This is a genomic window from Marinobacter sp. MA, assembly GCF_048298425.1.
GTDB classification, from domain to species: Bacteria; Pseudomonadota; Gammaproteobacteria; order Pseudomonadales; family Oleiphilaceae; genus Marinobacter; species Marinobacter salsuginis.
The window spans coordinates 29,641-44,213 of record NZ_CP103059.1; the positions used below are offsets into that span (position 1 = coordinate 29,641).

Annotated in this window: 17 protein-coding genes; 8 read left to right on the forward strand and 9 right to left on the reverse strand. The window is 49.8% G+C overall.

Translation table 11 applies throughout. The features are described from left to right. The 7 genes from NUW46_RS19875 to NUW46_RS19905 form a co-directional block, all read right to left on the reverse strand. Nucleotides 1–270, reverse strand: coding sequence for a type IV conjugative transfer system protein TraL (locus tag NUW46_RS19875; protein ID WP_091643629.1), 270 nt, complete (start codon nt 268–270; stop codon nt 1–3). Between the two features lie 24 nt (nt 271–294). Continuing rightward, entirely contained in the window at nt 295–660 is a 366-nt protein-coding gene (locus NUW46_RS19880) for a hypothetical protein (RefSeq protein ID WP_211285864.1), read from the reverse strand. A 2-nt stretch (nt 661–662) separates the two neighbouring features. Then, entirely contained in the window at nt 663–1,364 is a 702-nt protein-coding gene (locus NUW46_RS19885) for a DsbC family protein (protein ID WP_170005834.1), read from the reverse strand. A gap of 319 nt (nt 1,365–1,683) precedes the next feature. Beyond that, nucleotides 1,684–1,995, reverse strand: a complete 312-nt coding sequence (locus tag NUW46_RS19890; protein WP_153634976.1) for a hypothetical protein — start codon at nt 1,993–1,995, stop codon at nt 1,684–1,686. 141 nt (nt 1,996–2,136) lie between these two features. Further along, nucleotides 2,137–2,448, reverse strand: coding sequence for a hypothetical protein (locus NUW46_RS19895; protein ID WP_418142085.1), 312 nt, complete (start codon nt 2,446–2,448; stop codon nt 2,137–2,139). Between the two features lie 178 nt (nt 2,449–2,626). Further along, a complete protein-coding gene (locus NUW46_RS19900) occupies nt 2,627–5,647 on the reverse strand; it encodes an ATP-binding protein (RefSeq protein WP_418142086.1) in 3,021 nt (1,006 codons plus the stop codon). Continuing rightward, entirely contained in the window at nt 5,625–6,527 is a 903-nt protein-coding gene (locus tag NUW46_RS19905; RefSeq protein ID WP_099619988.1) for an alpha/beta fold hydrolase, read from the reverse strand. The genes NUW46_RS19900 and NUW46_RS19905 overlap by 23 nt, the downstream gene beginning before the upstream one ends. A 140-nt stretch (nt 6,528–6,667) precedes the next feature. On the opposite strand from NUW46_RS19905, the gene NUW46_RS19910 reads away from it, so the two are divergent. The 8 genes from NUW46_RS19910 to NUW46_RS19945 all read left to right on the forward strand — a co-directional run bounded on the left by NUW46_RS19910 (nt 6,668) and on the right by NUW46_RS19945 (nt 12,597). Beyond that, nucleotides 6,668–7,057, forward strand: coding sequence for a hypothetical protein (locus NUW46_RS19910; protein ID WP_146083443.1), 390 nt, complete (start codon nt 6,668–6,670; stop codon nt 7,055–7,057). Then, nucleotides 7,054–8,034 (forward strand): response regulator, encoded by a 981-nt coding sequence (locus NUW46_RS19915; protein ID WP_418142087.1) that lies wholly within the window; start codon nt 7,054–7,056, stop codon nt 8,032–8,034. Before NUW46_RS19910 ends, NUW46_RS19915 begins: the two co-directional genes overlap by 4 nt. Beyond that, the gene (locus tag NUW46_RS19920; RefSeq protein ID WP_418142088.1) at nt 8,022–8,624 is read left to right on the forward strand and encodes a LuxR C-terminal-related transcriptional regulator; all 603 of its coding nucleotides are present in this window, start codon (nt 8,022–8,024) and stop codon (nt 8,622–8,624) included. Before NUW46_RS19915 ends, NUW46_RS19920 begins: the two co-directional genes overlap by 13 nt. 103 nt (nt 8,625–8,727) lie before the next feature. Continuing rightward, the gene (locus tag NUW46_RS19925; RefSeq protein ID WP_418142089.1) at nt 8,728–9,111 is read left to right on the forward strand and encodes a hypothetical protein; all 384 of its coding nucleotides are present in this window, start codon (nt 8,728–8,730) and stop codon (nt 9,109–9,111) included. A gap of 155 nt (nt 9,112–9,266) precedes the next feature. Next, complete coding sequence (locus NUW46_RS19930) at nt 9,267–9,590, forward strand: HigA family addiction module antitoxin (protein WP_158254302.1); 324 nt, start codon at nt 9,267–9,269, stop codon at nt 9,588–9,590. Between the two features lie 224 nt (nt 9,591–9,814). Continuing rightward, nucleotides 9,815–11,065 (forward strand): replication initiation protein, encoded by a 1,251-nt coding sequence (locus NUW46_RS19935; RefSeq protein WP_418142090.1) that lies wholly within the window; start codon nt 9,815–9,817, stop codon nt 11,063–11,065. A 154-nt stretch (nt 11,066–11,219) separates the two neighbouring features. Next, complete coding sequence (locus NUW46_RS19940; protein WP_418142091.1) at nt 11,220–11,609, forward strand: hypothetical protein; 390 nt, start codon at nt 11,220–11,222, stop codon at nt 11,607–11,609. 307 nt (nt 11,610–11,916) lie between these two features. Further along, nucleotides 11,917–12,597, forward strand: a complete 681-nt coding sequence (locus tag NUW46_RS19945) for a DUF6685 family protein (RefSeq protein ID WP_418142113.1) — start codon at nt 11,917–11,919, stop codon at nt 12,595–12,597. A 146-nt stretch (nt 12,598–12,743) separates the two neighbouring features. Here NUW46_RS19945 and NUW46_RS19950 read toward each other — a convergent pair whose 3' ends face one another. Then, nucleotides 12,744–12,935 carry a hypothetical protein gene (locus tag NUW46_RS19950; RefSeq protein ID WP_091643569.1) on the reverse strand — a complete coding sequence of 64 codons (192 nt, stop codon included), beginning with the start codon at nt 12,933–12,935 and terminating at the stop codon, nt 12,744–12,746. Between the two features lie 166 nt (nt 12,936–13,101). After that, on the reverse strand, nt 13,102–14,280 hold the full coding sequence (locus tag NUW46_RS19955; protein WP_091643693.1) for a replication initiation protein: 1,179 nt from the start codon (nt 14,278–14,280) through the stop codon (nt 13,102–13,104). Between the last annotated feature and the right edge of the window lie 293 nt (nt 14,281–14,573).

Sequence of the window (14,573 nt, forward strand, 5' to 3'; positions counted from 1 at the left end):
TCACTCGTGAAATTTGGTGGCAGTGGGAACGGGATAGCCTTTGAGTTCAAAGAACCCGTTGGCATAGGCCAGATGGCTGAACCAGCCTCGGGCGCGTTTTCGTTTCATAGGAATAAGGAGGGCCGGACCAATGAACAGCGTTATCCAGGCGAGGCCACCAAAGATGGCGGCGCCAAGATAAAAAATCACGATGATCGCCATTTCATGCGCGTCAAACCAAAGGACTTGAAGCGGCTGATGAAGGTAAATCGGTAGTCGTGATTCGTTCATGGTCGGCCTCCGGTCATTGCTCGCTTAGATGATCATGCCAAGCGAAGTTGTGATGCTGTCAGCCTTGATCATGGCGGTACCGCCCAGAACGCCACCGGCAGCAAGCATCCAGTTCTTGGTGATCTGGACTGCTGAAAGAACAATCGCAGCCAGGCCGCCGACGAACCCAACAGGGCCTTTCAGCATGTCGTTTACAGCCACGTCGTACAGGTCAAATGCGAAGGTACCGGCAGCTGGAGCTGTGATTGCGCTGGCAGTCATCGAACCCAGCACGAGCATGGGTACGGCAGCTACCGGGGCAGCGGAGCGGAATGAGCCAAAACGGGCTTTGGCAATGGCGCTCAGGCGAGACAGTTCTGCGTGAGCAGTTTGAGAAGCAGACACTTTCATTTTTAACTCTCCTTGGTTTTGTTGGCGAGGTAATTGGCGATTACCTCTTTCCTAAAGCCCGTCACAGGGCTCCCATCGAGGATCAGTGTCGGTGTTCCTTGAACTCGCCACTGACTCGATACGTTGGCGTGAACCTGAAGTTGCTCAGCACCGGTGTCACAGGTCGCTGTAGGCTTGATTCGACGCAAATAGATGTCATCAAAGGCAGCGGCTTTGTCTTCCGAACACAGGATGTGTTGGGCTTTGGCCGGTGCGGTTTGAGGATGAATCGCTGTCATGAAGAAAATCACGCGCTTAACTGGTACTGCCGAATCGCGTATGAATTCGTCGTAGCGAAGGCAATAGGGGCAATCCGGGTCTGTGAACTCGATAATGGGAACGCCGTTCTCGGGGCCAAGAACGAGCGCCTGGTCATAAGGGAGGTCTTCAAGCCGGAGGCGGTTTGCTCGCGCAATGGCTTCTGCAGTTAGCGACTGACCTTCAAGGTCATAAATCTCCCCGAACACCAGAGCATTGTTTTCCGCCGAGAAGTAAATCACCTGGGCTCCGCTCAACGTCACCTCGTAAAGGCCATCGATAGGGCCAGGCCTGACATCGTGGATCTTAGAATTGGTGAACTTTGCAGCCAGGGTGTTCTTAACCTCTTCGATGGTCGTTGCATGGGCTGTGATTGAGAGCGCAATCAGAAGGATTGCCGAGATCATTCGAGAGCATTTCATTTGGAAGACGTCCGTGATTGAGGTTTGGTCAGCTCCTGCAAGAGCCGAGGATCGATATGAACACCGCGCGCGATTTTTTCTAACTTGGGCTTGGGGAGGCGAGCATGGTCCAGAATGACCCAAGTGCCTTCATCGAAAACCACTTCGCTTTTGGGCTTGCTGGCCAGAGCGGGGGTGGTAATCCCGCTCAGGAGTACGGCCGCTAATAATATAGAGTTAGTCGTTTTCATATAATCTGTGCAACCTACAGGCGGTGACTTACACAGATGGAGTATAGGGCAGGTTTATACGCTTGTATATAATTTTATATGATTTTTTTCGACTTCTTCGCGAGGTACTTCACCAGGGAGGTGTAAATGACGCGGTTTTGCGGCTGACTGTCTTCTTCGGCTCGGGTTTTCACTTCCATGACGATAGGGTCCGGCAACCAAATGCTGATATAGACGCCGTCCCGGGGAGAGGCAAGGTATTCAGGGTCGTTTGATGCGAGAAACCAACTCACGGCATCGCGGTAGAGTTGCTTTAAAAAAATCCCTTCTTGAGCAGCATAGGATTTCAACGCAGATCGAGTGTCTTCACCCAACTTTAGTTGCTTGAGAGTCTCATGCGTGTCCAATGGTGTCGCTTCCTGGTGAGTTGATGGGCACCGTCCATGGCGTGCCGCGACGGATCAACAGGAATTATATAGCATTATATGAAAATGTCTAAAATAAAATGTTACTTTGCGAGACTATCGAGGAAATTGACATTTTGGGAGCTATTCGAAAAAGCGAACCAGGGCAGTGTATTCGACCCGGTTTACAGGCACGTCGTCTTGCTCTGCCGCCGATTGTACTGCGGCAAGTATAGAGTCCCGTAGCCAAAAGGATCTGGATTTGCCCTCGCGCGGGGAGGCAAGGTACTGGATCTTCTTGGTTTTTCTGTCCGCGATTAGTTTCTCCATTGCTTCATCGAACACTTCTTGCATTAAAACGTCATCTTGCACGGCCTTCATTTTGATTGCTCTGTGAAGGTCATCTGGCATTTTTACTTGTTGAAGGGTTCTCTCAGCTTTTTTCGCGGTCGTCATCTACTGCCTCACTGTTTGCACACCGGCGTGGCAATCATGGCGGCGTCCGGTGCTGCAACTGGTTAGAGAATTCAATCCAATTAATTACGATTGAATTTATAGTTGTGTACGAAACCAATTAATTTTATATGAATTAATCCGTTTGCGATATACAACCCAGCGCCAAAGGGCATGCAGACTAGATGGTTTCAGGTAATGCAGTAAGTAGCGGGGATGGCTGGCTCTGATGTGCGAGAGGCAGCGTTATTTTAAAGGTGGCCCCATGGTCAGTGGGTTCCAGAACGATAAGCCCACCCATTTTATCGATTAGCGTCTTGCAAATAGATAGGCCGAGGCCGAGGGCGCTTGATTTGTTGGAGTGGATGAAGGGCTCAAAGATTTGTGAGCCAAGATGTGCAGGGACACCTGGGCCATTGTCGGAAACTGAGAGGGTTACAAATCGTCCTTCTTCATCAATTGCTCCCTGGATATCGATGCGGGGGTCAGCCACTGGTTTCTCCAAAATGGCGTAAAGGGCATTATCGATCAGATTCCCGAGAACATGCATAAGCGCGGAGTCAGACGCCACAACCTCTACTTCGACGTCCCTCACAGAGAGCGTCACCTGGCTCATGCGATCTGCGTTCAGTTTTGCTGCCCGCGCAATTACCTCCACCAATGATATGGGTCTCAGCTCTAAAGATGGCGTTGCGGTAGGGGCAAGGAAATCTCTCAGCTCGCGCACCATTAGCTGAATGCGTTGAAGCCCCTCTGTGGCGTCGGCCAAAGCTTCAACCCGCACGGCATCGTCACTGTGGTTAGCGGCTACACGCGCAGCAGACAGGGCGTAATTCAGAGGGTTCCCAATTTCATGGATGAGTGCGCCGGCAAAGTGGTTGAGTGTTCTCCAGCGCTCTGAGTGGATTAGTTGAGCCTCACTGGCTTTGAGTTCGCAGATTGCCTTTTCGAGTTCGCTGTTTTTGCTTTCCAGCAGCCTTTCGAGGCGAGTGCGTTGCACCAAATTGAAAACGCGCGTGGTGAGTTCTGGGCCAGAAAACGGCTTTGATAAAAAGTCATCAACGCCAAGCTTTAGAGCCTGCTCTTTAACATTGCTCTTTGTGTTCGCTGTGAGAAGTATTACGGGGATTGATCGCAGCTCTTTGCTTGCTTTCAACTCTGTAAGTATGTCGATGCCATCTTTGTCTGGCAGCATGTGGTCGAGAAGCACAGCCGAGGGTTGGCATTCACGTATGGTTTCAACCGCGGATCCCCCGTCGGCAACACGAATAATGTCGTAGCTGCTTTGGAAGAGGTCTACTAGGACTGCAGCGATATCGTCCTCATCATCAACGATCACGAGTTTCGGGCGGGCGATGACGCCTCTATCCGAACTTTTCATGAGGTCGGCAAGCGATTTACGGAGAGCGATTGCATCAAACGGCTTTCCTAGAAATGCATCGGATCCCGCATCGATCGCCGCCTGTTTTGTTAGTGGATCGTTTTTAGCGGTCAGCATAATGATCGGGACTGTTTGGCCATTCGGCTGGCGCCTGCACCAGGCGACAAACTCTGCACCACTCATTCCAGGAAGCATCTGATCACTGATCACGCAGCTTGGCCTGGTCTGCTCAAACAGCTTCTGGCCCTCGTAGGCGTCAACGGCGATCTGTACCTCGAATTCCGACGCCAACACTGTTCTGATATAGGCGGCCATATCTGGCTCATCATCAACAACGAGACACAATGGCTTATTGCCGGCGCTCACGGCAGATCGTTGTTCGAAGCTGTTGAGACAGTCAACTTCTGCACTTCGGAAGAGGTCTACTCTTTCATCCTCTGTCGAGAAGGTTTCATCGATTACCTGGTTTGTAATAGGGAAGGAGACAGTAAACGTAGCTCCAAAATTGGGTTTGCTGGAAACATCGATGCTTCCGCCATGGGCTGAGACGATCTCTCTAACGAGGGCCAATCCTATGCCTGTTCCGTGGTACCGGCGGGTCTGCGAACCGTCGGCTTGACGGTATCTCTCGAAAATTACTTTGTGGTCTTTCGGGTCAATGCCAATGCCATTATCTTTCACGGTAAGCACCGCCTTGCTCCCTTGCCTGACCAGGGACACGCTGACTTCTCCGTTTTTTGCTGGCGAAAACTTGTAGGCGTTCTGTATGAGGTTAAAGCAGACACGCTCCAGCTGCATTTCACTGCCCATCACGGGAATGACCTCATCACCAATGTTTACTTGGAGTTTCCGCCCACTTAGAGAGTGGAATAGAGCCGAGAGTTGGTCCGCCGTGGATTTAACGACGCGATCAAAGGCTAGTGGTGAGAGTTTCGCGTGCTTTTTGCCGGACTCAAAGCTCATCACTTCAAGAACATCATTCACCAGCTTAATCAATCGGGAGCCATTTCTGACGATTCGCTCGATAACCTCGCGGGAATGCTCGGACAGTTGGTTGCCCTCGTTTTCCAGCAGGTGTTTAGCAGGACCAACGATGACTGTAAGGGGCGTGCGGAGCTCGTGGGAGACGTTAGCAAGGAATTCTGATTTCAGGCGATCCATTTCCTTCAGCTCGGAATTCTTCCGCTGAATTTCCTGCTCTTGGCAAAACGTATAAAAACGCTCTCGCTCTGAAAAGTAAGCAGCAATGTTGGCAACTACACCGGTGAGAAATATGAAGTAAGAATTATTAATCACGATGCGCCAAGCACCGTCAGGGATTCCGGAGGCTGCGCTTACAGCCAAATAGCTTGCAAGGGTTAAACAGGTGTAGAACAGCGCTTCTTTGAATGAGAGCCCCAACATAAATCCGATGCCGAGCAACACAAGATTGATGCCGGCATAGTAGGTCGAAGTCGCTCCATCAGTCTGATAGATAATGATCACTACCGTTAAAATAACCGATGAAGTGAAGGCTGTTGTGACCAGGAATAGATAGGGCTTCACGGATGGCAAGGTGGTAATGCAGTACATCGCCATAAGAAAAGCGACTTCTGCGACACGCAGGAACGCAAACTGCACAAACTGCTCAGGGTAAACAACGTAATCCAGAGGGATGCCGAGAGTTACGATCACAATCGAGATCAGGCAGCCAATTCGATTGAGGTAAGCTCGATCAGCCAGGTTTTTCTGTTTATAAGCGGGGCGATAATGCTCTAAGTGAGATACATCACCGAAAGCAGGGCTGAACTGCGTGAGGCTACGCGTGAGCGACTTGAGCATTACTTTGGCCCACCCTGGCCATAAAGGATTCAATAGCGGACTGGTATTGAGGCCAGTTTTCAAACATCGGCATGTGCCCACTCCCATCAATGAGCGCCAGACTACTGTTGGGGAATAGATCTGAAAGCTCTTTAGTTCGTTCTAGGGACACATACGGGTCGCGGTTGCCACACATTACCAACACTGGACATTGAATGCTCGGAATGATGTGGCTGAGGTCCATGTTGGCCAAGTCTCTAAAATAGATGCCCATGGATACGCCGCTGATTTTCTGAAGAGCGGGGAAATAGTAGGGCAAGTAGGCTTGAAAGTCGGGTCGATTGATGACGCTTTTGGGCTCTGCCAGTACATCACCAATGAACAGTTTGTGAACGCCCAAAGTTAGGGAGCTGACCCGCAACGCTGGTGAAATCAAAGCTCGGCCTAAACCGCCCAGCTTGTTTGCCATCCATTGAAAAGCAGCGTAGATACCGCCTTCTTCCTTTCCGGTTACTGCTCCACCTATTGATACGAGACCTCGAACTCGATCGGGCACCACGGCTGCGGCCGCTATCGCAGCATGCGCGCCTGTTGAGTGTCCTACCAGGATAAACGATGTCGTGGATCCAAGTAGCTGGTTAATTTGTTCAAGTACCGAACTGGCAAGACTATCAGCAGACAGTTTTGATGAAGGGCCAAGTGAGGCCGATGGATAGTGACCAGGCAAACCAATGACGAAGATTGGGCGGTCGCCGAATACAGATAGGTGGGAAGGCCACCAAAAATAAATAGAACAAAGAAGACCATGGATTAATACAACGGGCGTGCCTGGCGCGTTCTCATTGAATGCAAGGCATCTGAAACCATTGATCGCTATTTCCCTTGGGGGCAGAGGCGCCATATCCAAATCTTCCTTTGAAATCCTTTGCGTGTAAAATACTAGATAGCGATTGGTATTTCCGGGCACGGAGCCACAATTCGGGACAACATATCGCTGAAATGGGCACTAGTCAGCAGATTTAACTTTGCTGATGCAGAAAAATGGAAGCCCTAAACCGTCCAACACCACAAGGACTGTGCGTGATTCACTGTATTTCAGGGCAACCTGATGTGATCGGTCGTCACCTCCCTGGCGACGACGTCATTTTTCACTCCTATGACCAACCGCTACCGTCATTTCCGGTCGGCGCGATCCTTATACTGCATGAGCCGCCTTTAGCCTGGCTCAAGAACCCTGCTCAGATCCAAACTTCGACACATCGAATACTGCTCGCGGAAAACCCGTCTGCCGGTGCGATCAAGCTCGCGGTTAATCAGATCGGTGTGGTTCGAATTTCTGATTTGGCCAGCCTCTCAAAAGCCATTAAAGAGTTATTCCGAGACTCCGCGCTTATGGCGGCTCAACGTATGGTGGAGGGGCCTGCCGTATGAGCACCCCTCAGATTAGAGTGGCCTTTGTTGATGACGAACCAAGAACTTTGCGAGCTTTCCAATGGGAGTTTGGTGAGCACTTTCACATTAAGACCTTTCTTGAAGGGAGTGAGTTGCTGACCGCGCTGGACGCCGGTGAACAGTTTGACGTATTGATCAGTGATCAACGCATGCCTGGGATGACTGGCGACGAGGTTTTAAAAGAGGTTAGCAAGCGATATCCGCCAATACGCAGGCTGGTTATGACGGCCTATGCGGATGTGGGCCCACTTCAAATTTGTGTGAATGAGGCGGGTATTGACGGATACCTTGAAAAGCCTTGGGATCCGGACGAGGTCCGAGATTTTATAGTAAAGGCACACGGTAGACTTCTGCAGGCGCGAAGCCGAGAGCTACGGCGTATTGCGGCGGGGAACGATCGCTGGTCATCTATTCAAAAGTCCAGGATCTCAGGCGTTGCACAAATGTGCGAGGCCTTGGGTTTCAATTCCACGGTACAAACTTCTTTTTATCAGGCCTTGGAGCTTTCTGCCTTCTTCAGGCCATTCGATTGGTCTGATTTGCTGCTGATAGATTCGTCATCTGAACAGGAGCTGATCCTCGACTTTCTTTCATCCATCGAATCCTTGATGTTGCTCGGGTCAAAGTTTAATGATCCCTGCCGACGCGCGCTTTTTTACTGGTGGATGCTACTCAAAGCATGCCCAGAAGGGCAGGGAAGTAGTTTTTTCAAACAGTGCCACGCGAACGGGACGATATTTCTGTCTTTTGATGCTGGCGCCCCTTTTGGGGACAGCATTTTTGATCCGTGTGGTGACCGGGATCCTAAAACCATACGGCGAAACGCTCTTCTTCTTTTGGTTATCCAGGAGCTCCAACCGCTGGGTGGCAGCCTACTCCTGGTGCCAGACAACGCAAGGTTCAAAGGGGATCTCCTGATGGGGCCCGAATCAGGGAGGGCGACATGGGCTATGTAAGCGTCACTCTCGTCTATCCCTTTCGCATACTTGCAGATGCGTTTAGCTCCAGCATCAACAAGCTACCGGACTTTTACGTTTCGAACCAAGTTGAATCGCTGGTGGAACTCTGGGAAAGCGTGGAAGAGACCGATTTAGTCCTGGTTGATGCCGATCTTCTCAAACAATCTTGTTTCAGAGACATTCGGAAAATCATGGCTAGCTTTCCGGGCGTACAAATAATTGTGATTGGCATAGTGTCGGCGCCTGAAGTGCTGATTACGAAAGGTTGTGCTGGTTACATTGACCTTCATCGAGGATTTGACGAGGCTCTCCACCTGATTACCAGAGTTGGCAGAGGCGCGACCGGGGGTATTTTGTCGAGCTCCAAGTCGTCCAGTGAAAGCACCTTGGATACCCTTTCACAGCGGGAAAGCCAAACCCTAAAACTGATATGGGATGGCATGACAAATAAGGAAATATGTGACTTTCTGGGAGTGAAACAGCAAACCGTTAGTTCCTATGTGAATCGCCTCTGTGAAAAGCTCGGTGTGGAGTCGCGTAACGGGATTTTTCTACTGAGCCACCGGCTGAGAGATAAAACGCTGTAGGTTTTTTAAGGCAGGAGTTGCCTGTTTCTTACTACAGACACTTTACAATCCGTAACATAGACTTCTCCAGTATATACGGACATATATTGAAGGAAGCATGAAGATGATTGCACTGACGAAAGGACGCTCAGTATCAACCTCGCTGTTTGTCTGTCTTCGGGACGCGAAGACGGGCGGATTCACCACCAATTTTTATCAAGCGGTCTCGGTGGATCCTTCGGTATCGTTTAGCACACCTAACCGACGTAACGACGTTCTGAATTCGATCGCACTGAATATTCTGGCAATTGCCTTTCCTGGAGAAGAGATAGAGCTCCCAGTTGGACGCTGCTCAACAATTGCTGTGAGCCTTCATCAGTTATTCGCTGATCAAGTGCTTTCAACCATGCCAGAGGAGGGCGGAAATCTGCCCTGCGAAGTTGTCAAAGATTGGGCCCGCGAAATTAGTTTAAACACGGTGATGGAGCCAACAAAACTAAGCGCTTAGGGCCGTCATTGAGTTGCTCTTCACCGTTTTTGGGTTGCTCCGGGCCGTCATCTGGTTGTGACAAACCTTCTTTGGGTTGTTTCTCTGAGACATTCTTGCGCGGTGTATCGCGTATGGTACACTCCAGAAAGGTTGTCATCGGAGGAACCGCAATAATGAACAGCGCCGCCCCGATCCACCCCGGTATTCATCTGGGACACGAAGTTGAGCGCCATGAATTGAGCAAGCGCCAGACCGCCGAATCGCTCCAAATTGGAAGAATGACTCTTTACCGTCTGATTAAGGGTGAAGCCGATATAACCGTTGATTTGGCGTTGCGCCTGGAAGCGGGTTTTGGGGTTCCAGCGGTGAAATGGCTGGAGATGCAGGCAGATTATGATCGATGGCGAAACGAAAAGACGGGTTCGGATGTTTCCCGAATCCCTCGGTTGGTAGAGCCCGAATCCAAGCCTCAGCAGGAATTAAATATGATTTTCTAACAGGCAAAAGAAAAGGCCCGATCTGGTAAATCGGGCCTTTCAAGAAAAATGGGCACCAAGCTGCAACTTGAGTGCCTGATGTGCGAGCTCCGCGCTAAACGAAGGACCACACGAACAGCCTTCATACTAGCGCGTCATAGCTCCCTTTTGCAAGAAATAAGGGTAGAGAATGACGACAGCACCTCTCTACACGCTCTGTTTGCCCATGGAAAGGGAAATGCAGCGTGGCGACATCACCTAATAAAAGGCCTGAAAACGAGGCGTTTTCAAAGCCAGGCTCCTCTTTAATTCGTGTCTTCAACGAGGCGCCGTACCTTTGTCGATGCTCCGACAATAAAACGGCAGCTTACGTTAAGCCGCGGGCTAATGCGGTTAATTGGCCGTACATGCAGGTCAATCGGCGAAATGTTGTTTCCTGGTTGGTCTTTGATTTAGACCATTCCAATCCGATGATTTGGGAGGATGCGGCTTTACCACCCCCTAATCTCATCGTCCGCAATCCAAAAACCAGCAGCGCCCACCTCTTTTATGCCATTACCCCAGTCCTGACGGGCCCTAATGCGCGGCAGAAGCCCATCGATTTCATGAAAGCTGTATATCGATCAATGGCACAGAAGCTTGGGGCAGATCTCGCTTACAGTGGCCCTGTTGCAAAAACGCCTGGTCATCCATGGTGGGAAACTTCAGAGCTTCATAACGGCGAATACTCCCTCAGCGAATTGCAGCCGGCAGGTGAGCTTGAATATATGCCGCCTTGGCGAGGCGCACCCAACCTCGAAATTGTTAGCCACTCCCGGCATTGCACCCTGTTTGAGCAGGTTCGGTTTTTCGCCTATGCGATTGTCCAGGAGGAACGGCAAAGGGGTTCTGAGAGCTCTTTTATCCGCAGAGTAGAGCAGTATGCCCGGAGCAAAAATAGATTTTCCGGGCGGCATTACAAATCCGGCAAGCTTCGCCAGAGCCAGGTTCGCGCCACGGTGAAATCAATCACTCGATGGACTTGGACAAAATATTACGGTGCAGCTGACTGCGCGCGCGGAACCATGCTCCTAAACCCTGAGATGCCTTTGGCTGATAAGCAGAGTTTGGCAGCTAAACACACGCACAAAACGCGAACCAGAAAGACAGAAAAGAAGATTCGCACGGCGGTAAGCAACCTGAAGGCTCAGGGCGTTGAATTGACTCAGAAGGCTGTCGCTGAGGCCGCAGGACTTTCACGCCAGACTGTGGCCAAACACAAACACTTATTGAACGTGACCGGCCGAAACGTCGTTGATTTTCTCTCCGAAAAACGGCGGCTGAATGCCCGCAAATCGAATGTTAAAAATGCTGTCTATCAGATAACTGCTTTGCTGGTTGTTCCTGCTTTATATGATCGAGGCTGTTATCTAGTGCCGGAGCGGACGTTGCGAACGGTGCCGCCATCGGCAACTAGGATGAGGTTACGGGATTCCCTGGATCCGGATACAAGTTAACTCGCTGGTTTTTATCGATTGCATTTTCCTACCGGGAAACTGGGCGCAAGCATTCATATGGAAGTATTAGTTCTTATCCCACAGGCTTGTGTCTTTTTTCTCGGGTGGCTACTGTATCTATATGATTCCATTAAATTCATGAGGTTAGGTTTGTATGCGAACGATCGGGCAGCTTTGCGATGAGCACAGAAAAAAAGTTTCTCAAGGTGGTAAAGAAGCTTTTTATCTTACTGTTGTTGAACCTTTGCTTGATGAAATAGAGAAGAGTGTGGATCTCAAAGGTAGCTATGAGTTAAGCGGAAGGTTTGACGTGAAAGCCATTGCGAAATTCCGGAAACGCGACAAAATCTCCCAGGCGCTGTGGATTGACTATACAGCTGAGGCCCCTGATGGTGGGCCTTCATTGATGGTTTGGATCGAACCGGAAGATCTTCCAGAAAAGTTCAAATCTGAGATCGTAACGCATCCTTCAGGTCCTTTATTTCTGATTCCACGGAATTGGACTGCTGCCGATTTTTCTCAAATTGTCCGGTTTGATGCTTAAGTTTATGTATCGTTCGTTATCAACATTTCTCTATTATCCGGGTAAATGCCTTCGATGGCTGATCTGGAATCTCCTGAGCGAACGAACGCGATTGGGGAGTGAGCTTCGTCTCACTGGTCAGCCATTGTTACACCCATTTGAAGTTCCAGCTCCTACCGTCCTTGAAGAGACTCGTTGTGAACTCGAAAGGCTCCGAAATATTGAGCTTTCAGGTTACCTACCAGGACTGAGCGAGAATGTTCGGTCCGTTGTAGAAAGCACTTTAAGATCAGTGGTGACAGAGAAGTCATATGCAACCACTTTCCCGATGGCCTCACTACACGGCTGCTCTTCTAGCAAAGCTAAACACAGATCAGATCGGGCAGCATGTAGCTCGATGGCTGAGCTGGGAGCGCTAATTGATGACCTTAGAGACCTAAAGGGAAAGAGCGGAGGAGAAGTCGTTTCTGCGTGTCTTGAGTGGCCAGAATTGAGGTTGGATGAAGGGGTTAGATTGACCACAGATGATTGGCATAAACGGTTTTATTGGTCCAATTCTGGTGGATCCCACCATATGGCTGTTCTTTGTTATGAGCTGCAAAGGCAGGAAAAACAGTGGTGCCCAAAAGTTGAGATTAAGGAGTTCTCTCTAAACGTCTCGGCGCTAAAGCGGGTCACTGATGTGGCCTCTCTTTTCATTATTACACCGAAGCCACGCTCTTACGGCTTAGACCGGCTGTTTCAGCCCTTGGGGCATCATGTGTATTCGTCAGAGTTGCGTAGCCGACTTGGTGTTGAGCTGTTGCCGTTGGAAGTTGGGCAAGGCATTTTGAGCCGTTACGACCTGGTGGTGATTGATCATAGTAAGAAATATGCGTCACTGAGCTTGAAGCGTTTAACAGAGGCAGTCGAAGCCGGTTATGCAATGACGTTCCAGGATTTCCTTGTTAGCTGGGCAGAAGCAGACACTAAAGACAGGATGCCGTCTGTCCACGACGTGATGAACTAAAAGCTACAACACAGTCCCTTTAACATAATGTTTATTATGCGTAGTATGCTAAACGGTAGGCAGCTAACAACCTAAGCTTTGTTTATTGTTCTTGTACTCCAGTCTTCACTATTGGGAGTCGTAATTGTAAATTGGGTTATAGGTGGTCAGTCCCAAAAGATAGCGGCGACAACTACTGGGGAGCCGATAGCGAAAACGCCGGCGAAGACCCAGGAGAAATATTGCTCCCAGACGCGGTGGTCACTAAGTAGATCGCCGAGGTGGAATCCAACTATTCCACCGATCACGAAAAGCGTGATTGCTAAAGGCCCGGGCATAGTTTTCTTTTCTTTTGCCATGGCTCAAATCCTCCCTGGAGCTGCTCCGCAATTACCCTGTTTATTGGACCTTAGTAATTTTAGTTGGTATCTGCAGACCTGGCAGGCGTGTTTGGGCAGACTTTGGTTTATGCAGGGAATCTGAAGCGGAGTTCTGGGCTTGTGGCCTAAAGAGGTAGGAAAGCGTTCAATCGGTTGTAGATCGGAATTTTTCGACCTGTTGGGCAACAGAATAATTCAGAAATTCCGAATAACTGGAGAAAGGCTCTCCCCTATCCTTTTCTGCGGCAACCAGATTACGGAATTCGGCAGGAGTAGCGCACTCGTGGAATAAAGGATGGCTTGTGCTTGGTTTTGAGGCGTCCGCCTTAGTTTCCTGTTCTATCGCATCCAGTGGTAGTTCTGGATTTGCATAGTTTTCTCGAACTGCCGTTACAAACCATCCAGCGGGATTGCTGAGTGTTTGAGACCTGTGGTGAGCTTTCGCCAGTGCCAAATTGCTGACGATTCGATCCTCATCATATTTGGTGAAGATCTCTCTGCAGGAGGCATCGGTTACTCCGAGAGCTCTGAGATCCGAGTAAAGCGGATGGTTCGGAAGATCCTCCAAGGTGTCGATGGTCTTCCACTCGAACTCAAGGGCAACCGTTTTACGGCCGTGCTTTATCTTTTTAACGTAGACCTTTTTAAATTCAGTAAATTGCTCAATCTGGGCAATAGCCGGCTGGAGAACTTTCTGGTTGAGATTGGCGAATCTTTCGTATGTTTCCGGGTTGTAGCCCATCAGCTTCGAGAAGTTATCCCAACCATTGCGAGCAGCGAGCTTAGGATCAAGCCCAACGGTCCGGTTGCCGAACTTACGGTACTGCTGAAATAACTCATAGAGTCGAATCGCGTAATTCGATTTCATTCGCAGAATTCGACCTAACTCATAAAGTGTGAAGCGGCCAACCAGGCCGATCAGGAAAGGCTTGAGCTCTTCACTAAATTTGATGCCGAATGATCCACGCTCACAATAAGCTTTGGAAACCCATTGGTACATTCGCCATTCGCCGGTGTCTTCATTCCGGATAGTGACTTGCTTGCTCATAATGCCTTTAGAAATGCGGCGGAGATCTCGATAGGCGTTTTTGGGATTGAGCTCCAAATGGGCTACTAGATCCTGAACCTGGAAGACTTGCTCATGAAACTGCGTCTGATCTTTACGGATCTGCGCCATGGCAACCAAAAGAAGTTTGTGCTCTTGGCTGGTTAGCTCAAATTGCGCCTCAACCAAGGCGTTGGCTTTCGCAACCCGGAGCTTAGGGGTGTTTTCGTTGAGTGGAATTAAATCGAGCTGGTGATTAGCTTCAGCTGCTTGTCCCACGATGAACCCCGAATAAGTGAATTGATGGTTCGAACAAATATCACCCAACAGAAAAAGCTTCAAGGGCAAAGGGCAAGAAGCAACTCCAGGATGGTAAAAGGCAACCCAATGACGGCCATGGGCAACCAAATGACGTTTGGTTTAGATATTCCTGGTAGACCGGACTGGTCATGAGCTCTCTAGTTTGCCGGTTTAACGCCTAATTCGCCGTCATAAGGTTGCCTTTACCGGCTCACAAGCATCCATTTGCTCAATTCTTCATCGGATTTTGATTGTGAAGGCCTGAAATGACC